Annotated in this window: 18 protein-coding genes; 9 read left to right on the top strand and 9 right to left on the bottom strand. The window is 63.6% G+C overall.

The features are described from left to right. Nucleotides 1-11: 11 nt before the first annotated feature. The 4 genes from AC1D0N_RS16790 (at nucleotide 12) to amaB (ending at nucleotide 4,544) form a co-directional block, all read left to right on the top strand. The gene (locus tag AC1D0N_RS16790) at nucleotides 12-1,118 is read left to right on the top strand and encodes a DNA topoisomerase IB (protein WP_477245738.1); all 1,107 of its coding nucleotides are present in this window, start codon (nucleotides 12-14) and stop codon (nucleotides 1,116-1,118) included. An 85-nt stretch (nucleotides 1,119-1,203) separates the two neighbouring features. Then, nucleotides 1,204-1,578, top strand: coding sequence for a YciI family protein (locus AC1D0N_RS16785; protein ID WP_477245736.1), 375 nt, complete (start codon nucleotides 1,204-1,206; stop codon nucleotides 1,576-1,578). Further along, nucleotides 1,575-2,849, top strand: a complete 1,275-nt coding sequence (locus AC1D0N_RS16780) for an RNA polymerase sigma factor (protein ID WP_477245734.1) — start codon at nucleotides 1,575-1,577, stop codon at nucleotides 2,847-2,849. Before AC1D0N_RS16785 ends, AC1D0N_RS16780 begins: the two co-directional genes overlap by 4 nt. 183 nt (nucleotides 2,850-3,032) lie before the next feature. After that, on the top strand, nucleotides 3,033-4,544 hold the full coding sequence (gene amaB / locus AC1D0N_RS16775; protein ID WP_477245732.1) for an L-piperidine-6-carboxylate dehydrogenase: 1,512 nt from the start codon (nucleotides 3,033-3,035) through the stop codon (nucleotides 4,542-4,544). 57 nt (nucleotides 4,545-4,601) lie between these two features. On the opposite strand, the gene AC1D0N_RS16770 is transcribed toward amaB, so the two are convergent. From AC1D0N_RS16770 to AC1D0N_RS16745, 6 genes are all read right to left on the bottom strand, one after another. Then, entirely contained in the window at nucleotides 4,602-5,690 is a 1,089-nt protein-coding gene (locus AC1D0N_RS16770) for an ABC transporter ATP-binding protein (RefSeq protein ID WP_477245730.1), read from the bottom strand. After that, nucleotides 5,677-6,615, bottom strand: coding sequence for a PfkB family carbohydrate kinase (locus tag AC1D0N_RS16765; RefSeq protein ID WP_477245729.1), 939 nt, complete (start codon nucleotides 6,613-6,615; stop codon nucleotides 5,677-5,679). The genes AC1D0N_RS16770 and AC1D0N_RS16765 overlap by 14 nt, the downstream gene beginning before the upstream one ends. After that, the gene (locus AC1D0N_RS16760) at nucleotides 6,615-7,631 is read right to left on the bottom strand and encodes an SIS domain-containing protein (RefSeq protein ID WP_477245727.1); all 1,017 of its coding nucleotides are present in this window, start codon (nucleotides 7,629-7,631) and stop codon (nucleotides 6,615-6,617) included. Before AC1D0N_RS16760 ends, AC1D0N_RS16765 begins: the two co-directional genes overlap by 1 nt. A gap of 2 nt (nucleotides 7,632-7,633) precedes the next feature. Then, entirely contained in the window at nucleotides 7,634-8,479 is an 846-nt protein-coding gene (locus AC1D0N_RS16755; protein WP_477245725.1) for a carbohydrate ABC transporter permease, read from the bottom strand. Further along, nucleotides 8,479-9,363 carry a carbohydrate ABC transporter permease gene (locus AC1D0N_RS16750; RefSeq protein WP_477245723.1) on the bottom strand — a complete coding sequence of 295 codons (885 nt, stop codon included), beginning with the start codon at nucleotides 9,361-9,363 and terminating at the stop codon, nucleotides 8,479-8,481. Before AC1D0N_RS16750 ends, AC1D0N_RS16755 begins: the two co-directional genes overlap by 1 nt. An 83-nt stretch (nucleotides 9,364-9,446) precedes the next feature. Continuing rightward, the gene (locus AC1D0N_RS16745) at nucleotides 9,447-10,685 is read right to left on the bottom strand and encodes an extracellular solute-binding protein (RefSeq protein ID WP_477245721.1); all 1,239 of its coding nucleotides are present in this window, start codon (nucleotides 10,683-10,685) and stop codon (nucleotides 9,447-9,449) included. Between the two features lie 219 nt (nucleotides 10,686-10,904). On the opposite strand from AC1D0N_RS16745, the gene AC1D0N_RS16740 reads away from it, so the two are divergent. After that, nucleotides 10,905-12,119, top strand: a complete 1,215-nt coding sequence (locus AC1D0N_RS16740) for an ROK family protein (protein ID WP_477245719.1) — start codon at nucleotides 10,905-10,907, stop codon at nucleotides 12,117-12,119. Nucleotides 12,120-12,128: 9 nt separating this feature from the next. Here the strand turns inward: AC1D0N_RS16740 and AC1D0N_RS16735 are convergent, their stop codons facing one another. From AC1D0N_RS16735 to AC1D0N_RS16725, 3 genes are all read right to left on the bottom strand, one after another. After that, nucleotides 12,129-12,992 carry a hypothetical protein gene (locus AC1D0N_RS16735; RefSeq protein ID WP_477245717.1) on the bottom strand — a complete coding sequence of 288 codons (864 nt, stop codon included), beginning with the start codon at nucleotides 12,990-12,992 and terminating at the stop codon, nucleotides 12,129-12,131. A 137-nt stretch (nucleotides 12,993-13,129) separates the two neighbouring features. Next, nucleotides 13,130-13,993 carry a hypothetical protein gene (locus AC1D0N_RS16730; RefSeq protein ID WP_477245715.1) on the bottom strand — a complete coding sequence of 288 codons (864 nt, stop codon included), beginning with the start codon at nucleotides 13,991-13,993 and terminating at the stop codon, nucleotides 13,130-13,132. 187 nt (nucleotides 13,994-14,180) lie between these two features. Further along, nucleotides 14,181-14,894, bottom strand: coding sequence for a GntR family transcriptional regulator (locus AC1D0N_RS16725; RefSeq protein ID WP_477245713.1), 714 nt, complete (start codon nucleotides 14,892-14,894; stop codon nucleotides 14,181-14,183). Nucleotides 14,895-15,155: 261 nt separating this feature from the next. Here AC1D0N_RS16725 and AC1D0N_RS16720 point away from each other — a divergent pair, with 261 nt between their 5' ends. The 4 genes from AC1D0N_RS16720 to AC1D0N_RS16705 all read left to right on the top strand — a co-directional run bounded on the left by AC1D0N_RS16720 (nucleotide 15,156) and on the right by AC1D0N_RS16705 (nucleotide 19,535). Then, complete coding sequence (locus AC1D0N_RS16720; protein WP_477245711.1) at nucleotides 15,156-16,244, top strand: ABC transporter ATP-binding protein; 1,089 nt, start codon at nucleotides 15,156-15,158, stop codon at nucleotides 16,242-16,244. A gap of 34 nt (nucleotides 16,245-16,278) precedes the next feature. After that, a complete protein-coding gene (locus AC1D0N_RS16715; RefSeq protein WP_477245709.1) occupies nucleotides 16,279-17,571 on the top strand; it encodes an ABC transporter substrate-binding protein in 1,293 nt (430 codons plus the stop codon). Nucleotides 17,572-17,806: 235 nt separating this feature from the next. Beyond that, complete coding sequence (locus tag AC1D0N_RS16710; protein ID WP_477245707.1) at nucleotides 17,807-18,715, top strand: ABC transporter permease; 909 nt, start codon at nucleotides 17,807-17,809, stop codon at nucleotides 18,713-18,715. A gap of 1 nt (nucleotide 18,716) precedes the next feature. Next, on the top strand, nucleotides 18,717-19,535 hold the full coding sequence (locus AC1D0N_RS16705; protein WP_477245705.1) for an ABC transporter permease: 819 nt from the start codon (nucleotides 18,717-18,719) through the stop codon (nucleotides 19,533-19,535). Nucleotides 19,536-19,539 lie beyond the last annotated feature (4 nt).

Genomic DNA, 19,539 nt, shown 5'->3' with positions numbered 1-19,539 from the left:
GTGGAGAGGACATGCTGGACAAATGCGCGTCGCCATCCGGCTCATCGGCAGCCGAGGGGCTTGCCCCAAAGAATGGTGCGCTGACGAATGGCGCCCAGGCTTCCGCCGAGCGAGCCTTTCTTACTTATGTCAGCGATACCGAGCCCGGTATTCGCCGGCTGAAGACAGGCAAGGGATTCTCCTACAAGGGGCCAAACGGGCGGGCAGTCTCCAATGGCACGCGTGCGCGCATCAAGGCGCTCGCCATTCCGCCGGCCTGGACGGATGTCTGGATTTCGCCCGATGCCGACGGTCACATCCAGGCTACTGGCAGGGATCAGCGCGGACGCAAGCAGTATCGCTACCACCCACAATGGGCGGAAGAGCGCGACGGCGCCAAATATTCTAACCTGATTGCCTTTGCCGAGGCACTGCCGGCCCTGCGCAACCAGATCGATGCCGATCTGCGCCGTCACGGCCTGCCGCTGGAGCGCGTGGTGGCGGCGATCGTCTGGCTGCTCGACAACGCCATGATCCGCGTCGGCAATGCCGCCTATGCGCGCGACAACAAGAGCTTTGGGCTGACCACGCTGCGCGACCGACATGTCGATATCAAGGGATCGAGCCTGCGTTTCGCCTTCAAGGGCAAGTCCGGCAAGGAATGGCGGCTGAAGCTCACCGATCGCCGCATCGCCAAGATCGTGCGTGGGGCGCAGGAGCTGCCCGGCCAGAAACTGTTCCAGTATGTCGACGAGGACGGCAACAGGCGGCCGGTCCATTCCGACGATGTCAACCGCTACATCCGCGAAGCAGCAGGCGCCGATTTCAGCTCCAAGCATTTCCGCACCTGGGGCGGCACCATCCAAGCCGCGTCGCTGTTTGCGCAGACCGAGCGTCCCGACAGCCAGGTGCAGTCGAAAAGGGTGATCAACGGGGTCATCGACAAGGTCGCCGCGCGGCTGGGCAACACGCGCGCCGTCTGCCGCAAATGCTACATCCATCCGCAAGTCTTCGATGCCTGGTCTGGAAAAAGGCTGCTCGGTGAAATGGCGGAGGCCAACAGGCGCAAACGATCGATAGACGGTCTCGACGACGAGGAAGCCCTCGTTTTGAGATGGCTCAAGGCGGTGGCTGGTTGACGCCAGGTCAGGCGCAATTTTTTTATCGACGCCATGTCGGGATCGGTCCTACTGTTTCGTCCTTTGACAGAGAAAAGGACGTGCCATGCTCTACGCTATCCTCTGCTACGCCTCCGAAGATGTCGTCTGCTCTTGGAGCAAGGCGCAGGACGACGAGGTCATGGCCAATCTGCTCGACGTCCAGGAAAGATACGCCAAGGCCGGCCGTCTTGGCCCGGTGGCGCGCCTGCTGCCGACGACGGCGGCGACAACGCTACGAAGGGTCAAGGGCGAGTCGGTGGTCATCGACGGCCCGTTCGCCGAGACCAAGGAACAGTTCCTCGGCTTCTACACGCTCGAATGCGCCGATCTCGACGAGGCGGTCGAGTTCGCGCGTGAGCTTTCCGAGGTCAACCCAAGCGGCGGCTCCTACGAGATCCGGCCGGTTTCCCTCTTCAACCCCGCAAGAGTTCCCGTATGACCGAGCTCGCCTGGATCAGCACGGCGATCAGCACCGCCCGTCCGCAGGCGATGGGCGCGCTGCTGCGCTACTTCCGCGATCTCGATGCGGCGGAGGAAGCATTCCAGGACGCTTGCCTGAGAGCGCTGAACAACTGGCCGAAAAACGGTCCGCCGCGCGATCCGGCAGCCTGGCTGATCTTTGTCGGCCGCAACAGCGGCATCGACGCGGTGCGCAAGCGGGCCAAACAGGCGCCGCTGCCGGAGGAGGATCAGATTTCCGACCTTGAGGATGCCGAGAGCGATATCGCCGAGCGGCTGGACGGAGCGCACTACCGCGACGACATCTTGCGGCTGTTGTTTATCTGCTGTCATCCAGACCTGCCGCCGACACAGCAGATTGCGGTGGCGTTGCGTATCGTCTCCGGCCTGACCGTCAAGCAGATCGCCCGCGCCTTCCTTGTCGGCGAAAGCGCCATGGAGCAGCGCATCACCCGCGCCAAGGCGCGCATTGCCGACGCCGGCGTGCCGTTCGAGACACCGGGCGCGGTCGAGCGTTCGGAGCGGCTCGCTGCTGTCGCGGCCATGGTCTATCTGATCTTCAACGAAGGCTATTCGACTAACAGCGGTGAAGCACCGGCGCGCGCGCCGCTCTGCGAAGAGGCGATCCGGCTGGCCCGGCTGCTGCTCAGGCTGTTCCAGACCGAGCCGGAGATCATGGGCCTGACGGCGCTGCTGCTGCTGCAGCATGCGCGGGCGCCGGCGCGTTTCGACGAGAACGGCGAGATCGTGCTGCTCGAGGACCAGGACCGCAGCCTGTGGAGCCGCAAGATGATCGACGAGGGCCTGGCGCTGGTCGATAAGGCATTGCGCCACCAGAGGCCCGGACCCTACCAGGTGCAGGCGGCGGTCGCGGCGCTGCATGCGCGGGCGGAACGGGCCGAGGATACCGACTGGGTTGAAATCGATCTGCTCTACAGCCTGCTCGAACAGATGCAGCCGTCGCCGGTGATCACCCTCAACCGCGCGGTCGCCGTTGCCAAGGTGCGCGGCCCGGAAGCGGCGCTTGCCATGATCGAGCCGCTGGAATCCAGGCTCTCCGGTTATTTCCACTTCTTCGGCCTCAAGGGCGGCCTCTTGATGCAGCTTGGCCGCGGCGAGGAGGCGCGCGTCGCCTTCGACCGTGCCATCGCACTGGCCAACACGGCTGCGGAAGCGGCCCATATCCGCATGCATATCGATCGCTTGATGAAGGACGGCGCCGCAAAGGGCGTCACCAAGGCGGCCCTCTGATCCTGTTCATCCGTCTGGTTCAACGGTCTAACCCCGGCTTGGACCATGCCGGGGTGGCGATTTTTCCCTGAAACAGGTAATGGCACGCCATGACAGCGCCTCCTGTGCCAGATGGCACCAGGAAGGCATGACGCAAGGCTTGAGCCGCCAGCCAATAAGCGGCGGACTCTGAAAGGAACAAAAATGACGATAGCGAAGGAAACGACTGAGCTTCTGGCGAAACTGGGCGTCGCCAAGGGCGCGCTTGTCGGCGGCGATCTCATCGTGCGCAGCCCGGTAACGGGCGAGCAGATTGCGGCGCTGAAGACGATCTCACCGGCCGATGCGGCAAAGACCATCGAAGCCGCCCACAAGGCCTTCCAGACCTGGCGGATGGTGCCTGGCCCGAGACGCGGCGAACTGGTGCGGTTGCTCGGCGAGGAACTGCGCGCGCACAAGGCCGAGCTTGGCCGGCTGGTGTCGATTGAGGTCGGCAAGATCCCGTCCGAAGGCCTTGGTGAAGTGCAGGAAATGATCGACATCTGCGATTTCGCCGTCGGCCTTTCCCGGCAATTGTACGGCCTGACCATCGCCACCGAACGTCCGGGACATCGCATGATGGAAACCTGGCACCCGCTGGGCGTCGTCGGCGTCATCTCGGCCTTCAACTTCCCGGTTGCGGTCTGGTCGTGGAACGCAGCACTTGCGCTGGTCTGCGGCGACGCCGTGGTGTGGAAGCCGTCGGAAAAGACGCCGCTGACAGCGCTTGCCTGCGAGGCGATCTTCAAGCGCGCGGCAGAGCGTTTCGGCGATGCCCCGGAAGGGCTGGCGCCGGTGCTGATCGGCGACCGCGCCATCGGCGAAATCCTGGTCGACCACCCGAAGGTGGCGCTGGTTTCGGCCACCGGCTCGACCCGCATGGGCCGGGACGTCGGTCCGCGGCTGGCCAAGCGCTTTGCCCGCGCCGTGCTGGAACTCGGCGGCAACAATGCCGGCATTGTCTGCCCCACGGCCGATCTCGACATGGCCTTGCGCGCCATCGCCTTCGGCGCCATGGGCACGGCGGGACAGCGCTGCACGACGCTGCGGCGCCTGTTCGTGCATGACAGCGTCTATGATGCTTTGCTGCCGCGCTTGAAGAAGGCCTATGAGAGCGTTTCGGTCGGCAATCCGCTGGAGACGTCGTCGCTGGTCGGTCCGCTGATCGACAAGGCTGCCTTCGACGCCATGCAGAAAGCGCTCAAGGAAGCCACCGCTCACGGCGGCAAGCTGACCGGCGGCTCGCGGGTCGAGAACGGCCATCCCGATGCCTATTACGTGCATCCGGCGCTGGTCGAAATGCCGAAGCAGGTGGCTCCTGTCACCGAAGAGACCTTTGCGCCGATCCTCTATGTGATGAAGTATTCCGACTTCGACACCGTGCTCGACGAGCACAATGCGGTTGGCGCCGGCCTGTCGTCGTCGATCTTCACCCGCGACCTGCAGGAATCCGAGCGCTTCCTCGGCGTCGACGGTTCGGACTGCGGCATCGCTAACGTCAATATCGGCACGTCGGGCGCCGAGATCGGTGGCGCGTTTGGCGGCGAGAAGGAAACCGGCGGCGGTCGCGAGAGTGGTTCCGATGCGTGGAAGGCCTATATGCGCCGTGCCACCAACACGGTGAACTATTCCAAGGCGCTGCCGTTGGCGCAGGGCGTGTCCTTCGACATCGACTGAGGAATTCGTTGGAAATAGCATTCGGGCAGCGCCGTGAGGCGTTGCCCGTTTTCGTTTCTATGGCACGGCGTCAAAGGCCTTGCCGGTCGTGGGGTCGAAGAGGCGCAAGGTCTCCTCGTCGAAGGCGAACGCGCATGGTTCGCCCTTGGCGACGCGGGCGCGTGGCGGCAGGCAGGCCGTCAGCCTTTGCGTGCCGATCCGGGCGGTGGTGACCAGTTCTGGGCCGGTCAGCTCGACGACGTCGATTTCTACCGGCAAAGACAATTCCGTTGCCGCGCCGGTGGCGAGGCGAAGCGCCTCGGGCCTGATCCCGACAACGACCTGTGCGCCATCCTTTACCGCGTTTCTGAAACGGGCAGGCAAGGGCAATCGCACAGCCGAGCCGGCAATGGCCAGCGTTCCGTTCTCGACCACCGCCTGCAGCATGTTCATCGACGGCGCGCCGACGAAACCGGCGACGTAGAGCGTCGCCGGATAATTGTAGATGTCCTCGGGCGTGCCGAGCTGTTCGATCCTGCCGTCGCGCATCACGGCAATCCGCGTTGCCAGCGTCATCGCCTCGATCTGGTCATGGGTGACATAGACGACGGTGGTCTGCAGGAGCTGGTGCAGGCGCTTGAGCTCGGTGCGCATTTCGAGGCGCAGCTTGGCATCGAGGTTGGAGAGCGGCTCGTCGAACAGAAAGACCTGCGGCTTGCGCACCAGTGCCCGGCCGATGGCGACGCGCTGGCGCTGGCCACCGGACAGCTGGCTCGGCTTGCGGTCGAGCAGGGCTTCGATCTGCAGCAGTTTTGCGGCTTCGCGCACCGTCTTGTCGCGCTCGACGGCTGGGACCTTGCGCATCTCCAGGCCGAAGCCGATGTTGCGGTGAACAGTCAGGTTCGGATAGAGCGCGTAGGACTGGAAGACCATAGCGATGTCGCGGTTCTTGGGATGGACGCCAAGCACCGAGCGGCCGCCGATCAGCACATCGCCGCTGGTCGCCTCGGCCAGCCCGGCGATGATGTTGAGCAGCGTCGACTTTCCGCAGCCCGACGAACCGAGCAGCACCAGGAATTCGCCGCTCTCCAGCGCGATGTCGATGCCTTTCAGCGTTTCGACGGCGCCGTAGCTTTTGCGGATATTGCGGATTTCAAGCGCGCTCATGGACGGCGTCCTCGAATTGCATGGGCCCGCCATAGTTGCGGGGCAGAGTGGATATCGCACGGGACGCCACATGCGTGGCGGCCGACAGGCAGGAACTCAGCGGCTGGTCCTGCGCCAGTGCGGCGAGGAAGGCAGCGTTGAAGACATCGCCGGCGCCGATCGTGTCGACGACTTTCACGTTTGGCGCCGGCGCCTCGACCAGGGCACCGTCGGAGCCGATGGCGAGCGCGCCATCCGGGCCGCGCTTGACGACGACGGTGGCGCCTTTCTTCATGCTGGACCTCATCTCGCGTGCCGCGTCGACAGGGCTTTCAAGCCCCGCCAGGGTCAGCGTCTCGACCTCATTGAAAAGCGCGAGATCGCAGCGCGACAGCCATGCGCGCGCGGCGGCGCAGTTCGTCGCCGTCCAGCCCGCCATCGGCCAGCCGGTGTCGAGCGCGACGGCAATGTCGTGCTCGTCCGCCCAGTCGAAAAACGCGTCGTAGTCACCGGTCAGATCATCGGTGAGGAAGGAGCCGCACAACAGCGCGTAGCCGCCGGAGAGCCGCTTGCCGTCGAGCACGGCGAACACATCGGCAAGGCTGAAGCGCGGCAAGTGGCCGCGCGTGGTGAAGAAGGTGCGCTCACCGTCGGGGTGGGTCATGCCGACCGACAGCGTCGTGCCTTCCGGGCGCACCGGCCATTTCTGCGCCCGGCTGCCGAAGGCCTCGCGCAACCAACGGCCGAACTGGTCGTCGCCGACATTGGCGGCGATCTCGAAGTCGACACCGAGCGCCATCCAGGCGAGGCCGGTGTTTCCCGCCTGCCCACCGACGCGCAACTCGTCATGGTCGACGACGGTTTCCGTGCCCGCCGCAGGCCACGGCGCGACCGGGCCGACAATCAGGTCGACATTGACGTTGCCGATCACTGCAAGCGGCCGCATCATTCGCTCCGGGTGATCTTGGTGGAACGAACCGGCGTACCGGCATTGTCGACGCGGGCGTCGGCAAAGGCGATCATCAGCAGTTGCGCCACCGGCAGCATGGCAAAGATCGCCGCCAGGCCGGAGGCCGGCTTGAACGAAAGCGTGACGGCGCCGGCAACCGGCGCTTGCCCTGAGGAATCGAAGATGACGAGTGGTGCGCCGGCCTCGACCACGGACCTGGCCATGGCGGCGACCAGCTCCGCCGTCGGGTCGCTGCCGCGAAACAGGATGATTCCGGTCTGCGGGCCAAGCATCTCCATCGGACCGTGACGGAGCTGGCCACCTTCGAGAGAAAAGCACGGCAATCGCGACAGTTCGGTGAGGCCGAGCGCCAGCGCTTCGGCAAGACCTTGCAGCCGGCGGCCGGAGGTGACGACAGTCGTCACCTTGTCGAGGGCTGCAAGCGCGTCACCGATGTCGGCGGTCTCGGGAGCGTCGAGCGCGCCGAGTGCCGCCGCCGGGTCGTCGCCGAGCGCCGCCAGGATCGCGAGATGCAGAGCAAAGCTGACAGTCAGGCTGCGGGTCGCGGCGAAGGCCAGCTCGGTGCCGCCGGCGCCAACCAGGCAGGGCACCGTTCTGGCGAGGAATGAGGCGCTCTCCAGCGTCAGGCCGAACGCGTCGGAGGCAACGCCGGCTTCCGCGAACCAGCGCACGACCTCGGCGCTTTCGCCGGACTGGGAGGTGACGAGCACGGTCCTGCCGGTGAGCGGCAACGGCTGGCCAAGCTGCTCGGACAGTGGCAACGCGATGGCCTCGACGCCATGGGCGCGATAGAGCGGTTCGACGGCGCGTCCCACGGCATGCGAGCCGCCCATGCCGAGCAGAAGCAGGCGGCCGGTCCGTCGTATCGAGGTGGCGATTTTGGTCGCCATTACCGCGTTGTCCTGGAAAGACGCGATCGCATCCGTATGCTGGCGCGCCATTTCGCGGTCGATCGCAGCGAGCCCGGAAGGCCGCGGTTTTTGTACAGTCATCGTCATCCTTTGACACCACCGCTGGTCAGGCCGGAAATCAGGGCACGTTGCATGACGAGCCCGATCAGCACTGGCGGCAAGGCGGCCAGCACGCCGGCTGTAGCAATCAACCCGTAGTCGGAGACACGGCCGCCGGCGAGGTCGGCGATGGCGACGGTCAGCGTCTTGGCGCGCTGATCGGAGGTGAAAAGCAGCGCGTAGAAGAACTCGTCCCAGGCAAGCAGCACGGCAAACAGTGCCGAGGTCGCCATGACAGGGGCTGCCAGCGGCAGCGTGATGATGCGCAGCGTCTGGAACAGGCCGGCGCCATCGATCATCGCCGCCGCTTCGATTTCGCGCGGGATCGAGTCGAATCCCGCCTTCATCAGCCAGGTGGTGAACGGCGCCAGGATGGTCAGATAGACCAGCGCCAGGCCGAAGACGTTGTTGAGCAGGCCAAGATGCGAAAGACCCATATAGAGCGGCACGGCGAGTGCCACCGGCGGCAGCATATAGGTGGCGATGACCATCGACAGCGACCAGCCGATCGACGGCGTGCGCGAGACGGCCCAGCCGGCGGGAATGGCGAGCAGCAGGGCGGCAATGGTCGCCATGCCGGCGATCTCAAGGCTGTTGCGCAGCGACGCGGTGAAGGCGGCGCCGGCGCTGTTCTCGCCCGTCGACAGCAATTGCCGGTAGCGCGAGAAGTCGGCGCTTTGCGGCCACCAGCGCAGCGGCTTGGCGGCCAGGTCGGCGGCCGGCGATATGCTCATGATGAACAGCCAGGCGATAGGAGCGAGGATCACCACGGCAAGCAGCAGCGCGCATGCGTAGATGAAGACGGTGAAGGCAGGGCTCTTGCGTTCCATCAGTTGGCACTCCCGGCGGTCTTCCTCACAAGTGCTGCATAGGCGACGGCGAGCACGGTGACGAGCAAGGTGACGATCAGCGCCAGCGAGGCGCCGGAGCCGGCGCGCTGGAAGGAAAAGGCCTCCTGGTAGACGAGGATCGACAGCGTGCGCGTGCTGTTGGCAGGGCCGCCGCGGGTCATCACCCAGATGATGTCGAAGACCTTGAAGGCCTCGATGGTGCGCAGCACCAGCGCCACCATCAGCGGTCCGGCGAGATAGGGCAGGATGACGAAGCGGAAGCGGGCGAAAGGTCCGGCGCCGTCGACGAGCGAGGCAGCGGTGATGTCGCGCGGCACCGCTTGCAGGGCGGCCAGCGCAATCAGCGCCACCAGTGGAAAATTCTTCCAGCAGTCGGCGACGATCAATGCCGCCAACGCCGTCCCTGGCTCACCGAGCCAGGAGCGGTAGGCGTCGATGAGATGCAGCTGCGTCAGCGCCGCGTTCAGCGCGCCATATTCCGGATTGTAGATCAGCCGCCACAGCGTGGCGTTGACCACGGTCGGCAATGCCCAGGGCAGAATCATCAGCGCCCGCAAAAAGGCACGACCGCGAAACTCCTGGTTCAGCAGCAGTGCGGCCAGGACGCCGATCACCATTTCGATGGCGACGGAGGCGACAGCAAACCAGGTCGTGGTGACCAGCGTGCGCGAGAAATTCGAGCTGGACAGCATCTTGGTGTAGTTGTCGATGCCGACGAACGAGCCCTCCGTGCCGACCAGCTTAGCGTCGGTGAAGGACAGGCCGACAGTGTCGACGAGCGGCCAGCCGATGACGGCGACCATGACCACGAGCAACGGCAGCATCAGCAGCCACGCACGGGTTGTCATCCAGGTGCTCGACATCGGAGCAGCCTCTCTTCATTCATCGCGATTTGAGAGATAGCACGGGCGGCCTTTCGCCGCCCGTGCTCAACGAACAGCTGGGCTCAAAGACCGCTGTTTTCAGCAGCCGTCTTCAGCGCGTCTTCCGGCGAAGCCGAACCGAGCAGCGATTCCTGGATCGCCTGCTGCAAAGCGGTCGACATCTCCTGGTATTTCGGCGTGGTCGGGCGCGGATACATGGCGGCAAGCCCGACCTTGGCGGTGGCGATCAGTTCTTCCTGGCCCTTGGTGACCGCCGGATCGTCATAGGACGAGGCCCAGATCGGCAGCGAGAGCTTGGCGTATTGGTTCTGCGTTGCCTGCGAAGTCATGAACTCGATGTACTTCCAGGCTTCGTCCGGGTGCTTGGAGACCGCGGTGACGCCAAGGCCCATCGAACCGTTGACGGCCGAAACCTCGCTCTTGCCGGCAATGCCGGGCGCCGGCACGACGCCGACCTTGCCAGCGACCTTGCTGTCCTTGGGGTCGTTGGCCATGTTGTACATATAGGTCCAGTTGAGCGCGAAGGCGGCATCGCCGTTCTCGAACACCTTGCGGACGTCCTCTTCGAGGAATTCCTTGGAATTGGGATTGGTGAGGCCGGACTTGTAGCTGGCCACCATGTATTTCAGCGCGTCGAGCCCGCCGCCGTTTTGGAAGTCCGGCTTGCCGTCCTTGAGGAAGTCGCCGCCATAGGCGCTGACCAGCATGGCGTAGTCACAGATCACGGCTTCGGCCTGCGACCAGCTCCAGGCGATGGGGGTCTTGAGCAGGCCCTTGTCCTGGATGATCTTGGCCTGTTCGTTCAGTTCTTCCCAGGTCTTGGGCGGCGCCTTGATGCCGGCCTTTTCCAGGATCTCCTTGTTGTAGAACAGGTACTTGGTGTCGAGGATCCAGGGCATGCCGTAATATTTGCCGTCATACTGGACGGTGGTCCAGGCGCCGGGCAGCACGCCTTTCTTCATGTCGTCGGTGATCTTCGACGACTCGTCGACCAGCACCTTGTTGGTGGCATATTCAGCCGGCCAGATGACGTCGAACAGCACGACGTCATAGCCGCCACCCGATCCTTGCGCCAGCACGGTCTTGTCGTGCAGGCCCTCATAGGGGACGAATTCGAGATTGACCTTGATGTCCGGATTGGCCTTGGTGAAGGCGTCCGTCATGGCGCGGACATCGGCTTCGCTGTAGGCGGCCTGCGCCATGAACAGCGCATTCAGCGAGGTTTCTGCGAAAGCGTGAGGAACCAGCAATCCTCCTGCGAAGACTGCGCCCAAAAGTGCCTTACCAATCGATTTCAACATTTTCATCTCCCATTTTCCAGCGTTGGCGAGTTGGTGGCGCCGGCGTTGCACCGCCTTCTCGAACTGATGTCGCGTGACCTTTTGTTCCCCGGAGCGATCGGTGGCGATAGGCATTCAGCCTTGGCCATCTTTTTCTGGAGCGCCCGTTTCACCATTAAGTCAATCCGCTTGACTTAATTAGTCGATCAATAGTTTACTGGAGTCAAGAGGGAAACGCCGGTGAACGATATCAGCCCGATCCGCGCCAAAAGCGGCACCAACCAGGAAGGCACCAGCGCGCACAACCGCCGTGTCATGATCGAGGCGCTGCGGCTCAACGGTGCGCTTTCGCGCGCCGACCTGGCACGGGCGACACAACTGACCAAGCAGGCGGTTTCCAACATCATCGACGACCTTGAGCGCGATGGCCTGGTCATTGCCCTCGACACGGTGCGCAAGGGCAGGGGACAACCCTCGACTCCCTACAGGCTGGTTCCGGAAGGCGCCTTCGCCATCGGGCTGCAGATCGACCGGCATGTGACGCGGGCGGTCGCCGTCGATCTGGTCGGCAGCGTGCTGGCGCGCGCCGAAGCCAACCTGCCCGTCGACGAGCCCTCACAAGGCGTCAAAATCATCCTCGGCCTGATCGCCGGCGTCAGACGCCAGCTGGCCGATATTTCCAGCCAGTCCGAAAGCCGGCTCGTCGGCCTTGGCGTCGCCATGCCCGGCCCGTTCGGGGTGAAGAATTCCGACGACAAATGGATGATGCCGGCCTGGCAGAAATTTCCGCTGCTGGAAACCCTTGCCGCAGGCACCGGGTTGAATGTCGGGCTGCAGAACGACGCTGCCGCCTGTGCAACGGCAGAGCGGATCGTCGGCGCCGCGCATGGTGTCGATCATGCGGTTTGCCTCTATGTCGGCTACGGCATCGGCGCCGGACTTATCCTGAACGGCGAGCTGTACAGCGGCGGCAACGGCAATGCCGGCGAGATCGGCATGGCGCTGCTGTCGCCGGCTGGTCCCGGCTCGACGCCGCTCGAGCACCGCGCCTCGCTCGCCTCACTTTACCAGCACCTCGACATGAACCTCGCCGACGAAGGTCTCTACGAGCGGATGAATGCACTGGCCGTGGCCGAGGATCCCAAGATCATGGGCTGGATCGAGGGTGCTGCGCATGATCTGCGCTGGAGCGTGCATCTCATCGAAACGATCTTCGATCCGCAGACCGTCATCCTGACCAGCGGCGCACCGGAAGCGTTGGCCCGCCGCCTGCTGGAGGCGATGCACCCGTTGCTGCCGTCGATCGCCGACCGGCCCGGACGGCTGTTGCCACGCCTGCAACTCGGCATCACCGATCCCTGGTCGATTGCGCTCGGTGCCGCGGCCGAGCCGATCAGCCGCGCCTTCGACCCGCGGTTTTCAGCGATCCTGAAGACACGCTCCGGCGGGTCCTGAAATCGACGTTCAAGCGCCATTCGATGGCGGAAAACACGCTGCGAAGGCCGCGTCCATGATGGCCAGCTTGACGGCCTGGGCGGTCATGTACTCCTGATAGAAACTGTTCGAGATCCACATGATGGATTTGCCGCGCTGGCCGAGCCAGCCGAGGCTGCCGAGCCCTTCGGCATCGCGCAGTTTGCGGGCAAGATGGGTGCGCGAAAGCTTGAGCCAGTTGGCAAAGTCGCCGATCGACACCACGCCGGTCGGGATCCGGTCCAACCCGGAATGGTCGGGATCGACGCCGGAGATCAGCCAGTCCATGACGACGCCGCCATTGTTGAGCCAGGTGAACAGCGAGAAGGTCTGTTTTGGCTCACGCACCGGACTCGACGACAGCAAGCCGTCGGCCACCAGCGGCTGCACCCTTGCGAGCGCGTCGGGTCGTTGGAGGAAATTCGCAAGCCGGCTGGCGCCGTCCAAACCGTCCAGCGTCTGCAGATGGGCAAGAAGCCAGCCGGTCACCGCCTCCAGCGTAGCTGCTGCGGGCTGCAGAGGGCGGATGCGCCTGTCCTCGCTGTTTTCCAGATACTCGATGAAATTATAGTGCAGCATCTCGCGGATGAAGGCGTCACCGGTGTTACGGCTGGCGACGGAGTGCTGACGGATCACGTCGATGAAACGGGCTATCGTCAGTTGCTTGCGATAGTCGTTCGGATCCCGCCTGAAATGCATTGCAAGGCCGAGATGCGCCATCAGCCAGCGCTGCTGCGTGGCAAACACCGAAGAGCGGCGCGGGTCGGCTCTGAAGGCTTTGACCATCGCCAGCGCCTGCGCCCGGACACAGCGGTGCAATGCCGGATGCCCGGCAATATCTTCCAAGGTCAGCATATCCTCCCCCGTGCGCCGCTACAGGCTCCCGGCTGCGAAGAAGAAAATCACATTTTCAGTCTTCGCCGCTTGTGTCCAGACGCCCAAAATCAGGACGACACAACGGATCGATCATGGCTGTGTTCTGCAGGTGGTTGCTACGCCTCAGCTGTCGGAAAACACGCCTGGAAGGCTGCCTCGACGATGGCGAGCTTAGCGGCCTGGACCGTCATGTACTCTTGGTAAAACTGGTTCGACACCCACATGACCGAATGGCCGGGCTGGCCCAGCCAGCCAATACTGCCGAGCGCCTCGGCATCGCGCAATTTGCGCGCCAGATGGGTTCGCGACAGCTTGAGCCAATCGGCAAACTCCGCGATCGAAACGACACTGGTCGGGATACGATCGAGGCCAGCATGATCGGGGTCGATGCCGGACATCAGCCGGTCCATGACGATGCCGCCATTGTTGAGCCAGATGAACAGCGAAAAGGTCTGTTTGGGTTCGCGCACCGGGCTGGAGGAAAGCAGGCCGTCCGCCACCAGCGGCTGCAATTTGGCAATGATGTCGGGTCGTTCGAGGAACATGGCCAACCGGCTCCCGCCATCGAGACTGTCCAGCGTGCGCAGGTGGGCAACGACCCAGCCGACAAATGCCTTCAGCGTGGCCGCCGTCACCTGAAAGGGGTGGGCACGGCCGTCCTCGGTCTTCGGCAGATACTCAATGATGTGGTAGTGCAACATCTCCTTGATGAAAGCGTCGGCGGTGTTGCGGCTGGCCACCGAATTGCGGCGGATGGCCTCCATGAAACGCGTCACCGTCACCTCGGTGTGACGGTCGTGCGGGTCTCGCCTGAAATGCAGGGCAAGGCCGACATGGGCCATCAGCCAACGCTGCTGCGTGGCGAACACCGAAGCAAGACGCGGCGTCGCTTCATAAATCTGGAGCAGGGCCAGCGACTGCGCCCGGACACCGCGATGCAATGCCGGATGGCCGGCAATATCTTCCAAATTCAGCGCCATCCTCCTCGCTCCGACCCAGCCCCAGCCTGCGAAGACGCAGATTACATTTTCAGCCTTCACACTTCGTGTCTAGACGTTCCAGCCTGAACAATAGGCCCGAGCCGATCGCACCCAATACTTGCGGCCAACTGTTGGCGACTGTTCGTGGAGCAGGTGCCCGTCTTCACCTGGTTGAAGGAGCGGCGCGTCAGAGTTCGAGTGCTTCCCGCAGTGCCGGACCACCCCTGACGCGAAGATCGAGATCGGCTTCGATGTGGTCGATATGGTGCAGCATCAGTGCGCTGGCGCGTTCGGCATTGCCGTTTTCGAGCGCGTCGAGAATCTGCATGTGCTCGTTGTGGCCGCAGCTCGAAATGCCGGAGCGGCCATAAAGCGCGATCACCAGCGAGGAGCGCGCCACCAGCTCTTCCATGAAGCGCTGCAGGATGACGTTTCCCGCCACCGAGGCCAGCAGCAAGTGAAAATCACCTGACGCCTTGATTTCGGAGCGTCTCGCGGTCGGCCCGCGTTCGGCAATGAAGCGGCCCTCTTCCTCGAGCTGAGCCTTGAACGCAAGGACATGCTCCGGCGTGATGCGCCCGGCGGCTGCAATGGCGATGCCGGGTTCGATGAGCCGGCGCGAGGCAAAGACCTGTCGCGCTTCTTCCGGCGAGGGATTGGCGACGAAAGCGCCGCGGTTGCGCTCGGTTCGCACCAGGCCTTCGAAGGACAGCATCTGCAGTGCGGCGCGTGCCACGGTGCGGCTGACATCGAACAGAGTGCCGACCTCGCCTTCGGACAGCTTGGTTCCGGGCGCCAGCCGGCGGTCGACGATCGCGTCGCGCAGCTGGTCGCGGATCGCCTGGGCGCGATCCTCATTGGCGTTGTCGATAGCGGGGAAAGTCTGGTCGGCAATGTTCATGGCGGCGTACCCTCGCGCCTTTCTATCCTGAATCGGGGCGCATGGACGAGAGCCAAAGTGAACACGATCGCAGAAAAGATTGCATACGATTTTTGCGCAGATCGAAAACAATCGCTCATAATTTGTGCATTGCACAAGGGTGACGTTTCGGCGGGCAGTCGGTATCGACGCTGATTTTCTCAAAGATTCAAATGCTTGAGGCTCACGGCGAGTGACTGGCACGCATGATGCTTTGGTTAATCCGATCAAAGGGGAAGCCGGATGTCCAAAGCCGCCGAAATCGACATCGTGTCCGTTTCGAAAGTCTATGGCGCGACCACCGCCGTCGAAGACATCAGCCTGAAAATCCCGGCCGGCACCTATTGCTGCCTGCTTGGGCCGTCCGGCTGCGGCAAGACCTCGACACTGCGCATGATCGCCGGGCACGAGAGCATTTCCAGCGGCGATGTGCGGCTCGGCAATGTGGTGGTCACCGACCTGCCGCCGGCCAAGCGCGGCACCGCCATGATGTTCCAGTCCTACGCGCTGTTTCCGCACCTCGACCTGATCGACAATGTCGCGTTCAGCCTCAAGATGAAAGGCGTCGGCAAGGAGGAGCGTCGCGCCAAGGCGCTCGACATGCTGAAGCTGATGCAGATGGAGGCCTATGCCGGCCGTCGCCCGGCGCAGCTTTCAGGCGGCCAGCAGCAACGCGTGGCGCTGGCCCGCGCGCTGATTACCGACCCCGAGGCGCTGTTGCTCGACGAACCGCTGTCGGCGCTCGATCCGTTCCTGAAAATCCGCATGCGGGCCGAGTTGAAGAAACTGCAGGCGTCGCTCGGCATCACTTTCGTCCATGTCACCCACAGCCAGGAAGAGGCGATGGCGCTGGCCGATCTGATCGTGGTGATGAATGACGGCCGCATCGAGCAGGCGGCACCACCGCGCGACGTCTTCGAGCGACCGGCCACCGCCTTCGTCGCCCGTTTCATGGGCGACCACAACGTGATCTCCGGCCGCGTCAGTGGTGAGCGCGACGGCATGGTCGTCTTCGATGTGCCGGGTGGTATCTCGTTGGCAGCCAGCGGGCAGAGCAGGCCGGCCGGTGAGCCCATCGACATCGCCATTCGCACCGATCATGTGCGGATCGGTGAGCCGCCGGCCAGCGGGCTCGGCTTCACCGGCATCATCTCCAACATCGAGTACCGCGGCTCGACCGTGAAGCTCTCGGTCAACGGCGCCGGCATCGAGGATTTCACCGTCATCGTCGACGACACCAGCTTCTTCGCCAAGCCGGTGGCCGTCGGCGATGCGGTGCCAATCGCCTGGGACCCCGCGGACGCGATCGTCCTCGGCCGTCTCGATTCCTGAACCAGCATAACCAACCAGAAAAGGGGAACAGAAAATGACCAACACCACCGACACCAAGAAGACAGGAATTTCCCGCCGCTCGCTGCTCAAGACAGGGGCCGCCGCCGTCGGCTTTGCCGCCGGCTCCGGCGCCATCACAGGCTTCCCGACCATCTGGGCGCAGTCCAACATCACGCTGCGCCAGTTCGGCACCGGCGTGTCGAACCTCAACGCCATCGCCGACAAGTGCAAGGCCGATCTCGGCATCACGCTGGAAATGACCGCGACCGATTCCGACGCTGCCGCCCAGCGCGCGGTGACGCAGCCGGACAGCTACGACATCGCCGACATCGAATACTGGATCTGCAAGAAGGTGTTCCCGAGCGGCGTGCTGCAGCCGATGGATGTCAGCAAGCTGAAATACTACGACGAGTTGGTGCCGCTGTTCAAAACCGGCAAACTGACGCCCGACAGCGTCATTGCCCAGGGCACCGCGCCGCACACGGTCGGTTATGTCGAGGCGCAGGACTCAAAGACCTTCGCTAAGGCGCCGACCAACTGGTTCACCATGGTGCCGACCATCTACAACGCCGACACGCTTGGCATCCGGCCCGACCTCGTCGGCCGCGACATCACCACCTGGGCCGACATCATGGACCCGGCGTTCAAGGGCAAGACCGCGATCCTCAACATCCCGTCCATCGGCATCATGGACGCGGCGATGATCATGGAAGCCACCGGCAACATCAAATATGCCGACAAGGGCAACATGACCAAGGAAGAGATCGACAAGACGATCGACTTCCTGATCAAGGCCAAGCAGGCCGGCCAGTTCCGTGCTTTCTGGAAGTCCTTCGACGAGAGCGTCAATCTGATGGCATCGGGCGAAGTGGTGATCCAGTCGATGTGGTCGCCCGCCGTTGCCGCCGTGCGCTCCAAGGGCATCGCCTGCCGGTTCCAGCCGCTCAAGGAGGGCTATCGCTCGTGGGGCGGCGGCCTTGGTCTTGCGGCTCACCTCAAGGGCGCCGAGCTCGACGCTGCCTATGAATACATCAACTGGTACACGTCCGGCTGGGTAGGCGGCTATCTAAACCGCCAAGGCTACTATTCCGCCAACATGGTCTCGGCCAAGAAGTTCATGTCCGAGGACGAGTGGGGCTACTGGATTGAGGGCAAGCCGGCCAAGGGCGAGATCAAGGCGCCGGACGGCACCGTCATGGAAAAGGCCGGCGCCGTGCGCGACGGCGGCTCCTTCGAAGAGCGCATGGGCAAGGTTGCCTGCTGGAACTCGGTGATGGACGAGGACCGCTACATGGTGAAGCGCTGGAACGAGTTCATCGCGGCGTAAAGCGGGACGCGTTCGCTGTGATGTTGCGATCCTTCGCGCCCCCCTCTGTCCTGCCGGACATCTCCCCCACGAGGGGGGAGATTGGCAGCGTCATGGCCGGCTCTCCCTTAGCAACGTTGGAGGTTGGCGAAGGTCGCTATGAGAGTTCAATCTCCCCCCTCGTGGGGGAGATGTCCGGCAGGACAGAGGGGGGCGCGAAGGATCGCGAATCATCGCGATCGCGAGGATTCTCCAGATGACCGTGGCTCTCGATCAGCCTGCTACCGTCACTGCCGCCAAGCCCGCCAAGCGCTGGTCGTTCAGCGCCGTCACGCCCTACCTGCAGTCAGCCCCCTTGGCGCTCATCCTCGGCGCGTTCCTTTTGCTGCCCATCATCATGATCGTTGTCGTCTCCTTCTGGGACTACGACTTCGCGGCGATGTATCCGGATTTGCTGACCACCAACTATTCCGACGTGCTCGGCTCCTGGGTCACCTGGAAGACTTATCTCAACACCATCAAATTCGCAGCCATCGTCTGGGCGCTGACCTTGTTCATCGGTTTCTGGGTGGCCTATTTCCTTGCCTTCCATATCCGCACCACGGCCATGCAGATGGTGCTGTTTCTGGTCTGCACGGTGCCGTTCCTGACCTCCAACATCATCCGCATGATCTCCTGGATTCCGGTGCTCGGCCGCAACGGGCTGATCAACTCGACGCTGGTGCAACTGGGCCTGGTGCCGAAGCCGATCGAGTGGCTGCTTTATTCCGAATTCGCCGTGGTGCTGGCCATGGTGCATCTTTACACGCTGTTCATGGTGACGCCGATCTTCAACACGCTGATGCGCATCGACCGCTCGCTGATGGAGGCCGCGCGCGACGCCGGCGCCTCCGGCTGGCAGGTGCTTTGGAACGTCATCATACCGCTGGCCAAGCCGGGCATGGCGATCGGCACCATCTTCGTCGTCACGCTGGTGATGGCCGACTTCTCCACCGTGCAGGTGATGTCGGGCGGCCAGAGCGCCTCGGTGGCGCTGATGATGAAGAACCAGATGTCGCTGCTGCAGTATCCGGCGGCCGCCGCCAATGCGGTCGTGCTGTTGGTGCTGGTGCTGTTGATGGTCGCCGGCATCCTGCGCATCGTCGACATCCGCAAGGAGCTTTGACGTGAGCCACGAGAAGCGCACTCTTGAATTCTACGTGCTGGCGGCGTTCTTCGCGCTGTTCGTGCTGTTTCTCTACGGTCCGCTGTCGGCGATCCTGATCCTGTCCTTCCAGGGTGAGAATGGCGGCCTGACGTTTCCGCTCAATGGCGTGTCGCTGCACTGGTTCGCCAATCTGTTCGAGCGCCAGGCGGTCGGTGATTTCGGCGGCAGCTTCAAGCGCTCGCTGATGCTGGGTGTCATGGTGATGATCGTCACCGTTGTCGTGTCGCTGCTTGCCGGCCTCGCCTTCCGCCAGAAATTTCGCGGCGCCACCGCGCTGTTCTACCTGGCCGTTGCCAGCCTCGTGGTGCCGTCGATCATCATCTCACTCGGCATCGGCGTTGTCTTCCAGCAGATCGGTTTTCGTCCCGCCTGGTACACGTCTGCCTTCGGTGCTCATCTGACATGGACCTTGCCGTTCGGCGTGCTGATCATGTTCGCCGTCTTCAACCGGTTTTCGCCGGCCTATGAGGAAGCCGCGCGGGATCTTGGCGCCACGTCCTGGCAGACCTTCGTGCATGTCGTGCTGCCGATGATCGCGCCGAGTCTGATCGGCGTCGGCCTTTTCGGCTTCACGCTGTCCTATGACGAGTTCGCCCGCACGCTGATGACGTCTGGCACCTTCAACACGCTGCCGCTGGAAATCTACGGCATGACCACCAACGTCACGACGCCGGTGCTCTATGCGCTGGGCACGGTGACTACGGTGTTCTCCTTCCTGGTGATCCTGGCGACGCTTGGCGCGATCCTCTATGTCGGCCGCCGCCGGGCAAGGGCTTGAGAAC

The organism is Mesorhizobium sp. P2_E10, assembly GCF_056404235.1.
This window is presented reverse-complemented; position numbering and strand designations above follow the sequence as displayed.

Coding starts and splice junctions, on each gene's coding strand:
- AC1D0N_RS16730 (WP_477245715.1), bottom strand. CDS start 13,993: ATGGCGCTGAATTTGGAAGATATTGCCGGCCATCCGGCATTGCATCGC.
- AC1D0N_RS16780 (WP_477245734.1), top strand. CDS start 1,575: ATGACCGAGCTCGCCTGGATCAGCACGGCGATCAGCACCGCCCGTCCG.
- AC1D0N_RS16750 (WP_477245723.1), bottom strand. CDS start 9,363: ATGTCGAGCACCTGGATGACAACCCGTGCGTGGCTGCTGATGCTGCCG.
- AC1D0N_RS16735 (WP_477245717.1), bottom strand. CDS start 12,992: ATGCTGACCTTGGAAGATATTGCCGGGCATCCGGCATTGCACCGCTGT.
- AC1D0N_RS16755 (WP_477245725.1), bottom strand. CDS start 8,479: ATGGAACGCAAGAGCCCTGCCTTCACCGTCTTCATCTACGCATGCGCG.
- AC1D0N_RS16785 (WP_477245736.1), top strand. CDS start 1,204: ATGCTCTACGCTATCCTCTGCTACGCCTCCGAAGATGTCGTCTGCTCT.
- AC1D0N_RS16720 (WP_477245711.1), top strand. CDS start 15,156: ATGTCCAAAGCCGCCGAAATCGACATCGTGTCCGTTTCGAAAGTCTAT.
- AC1D0N_RS16710 (WP_477245707.1), top strand. CDS start 17,807: ATGACCGTGGCTCTCGATCAGCCTGCTACCGTCACTGCCGCCAAGCCC.
- AC1D0N_RS16765 (WP_477245729.1), bottom strand. CDS start 6,615: ATGCGGCCGCTTGCAGTGATCGGCAACGTCAATGTCGACCTGATTGTC.
- AC1D0N_RS16790 (WP_477245738.1), top strand. CDS start 12: ATGCTGGACAAATGCGCGTCGCCATCCGGCTCATCGGCAGCCGAGGGG.
- AC1D0N_RS16725 (WP_477245713.1), bottom strand. CDS start 14,894: ATGAACATTGCCGACCAGACTTTCCCCGCTATCGACAACGCCAATGAG.
- AC1D0N_RS16715 (WP_477245709.1), top strand. CDS start 16,279: ATGACCAACACCACCGACACCAAGAAGACAGGAATTTCCCGCCGCTCG.
- AC1D0N_RS16770 (WP_477245730.1), bottom strand. CDS start 5,690: ATGAGCGCGCTTGAAATCCGCAATATCCGCAAAAGCTACGGCGCCGTC.
- amaB (WP_477245732.1), top strand. CDS start 3,033: ATGACGATAGCGAAGGAAACGACTGAGCTTCTGGCGAAACTGGGCGTC.
- AC1D0N_RS16745 (WP_477245721.1), bottom strand. CDS start 10,685: ATGTTGAAATCGATTGGTAAGGCACTTTTGGGCGCAGTCTTCGCAGGA.
- AC1D0N_RS16760 (WP_477245727.1), bottom strand. CDS start 7,631: ATGACTGTACAAAAACCGCGGCCTTCCGGGCTCGCTGCGATCGACCGC.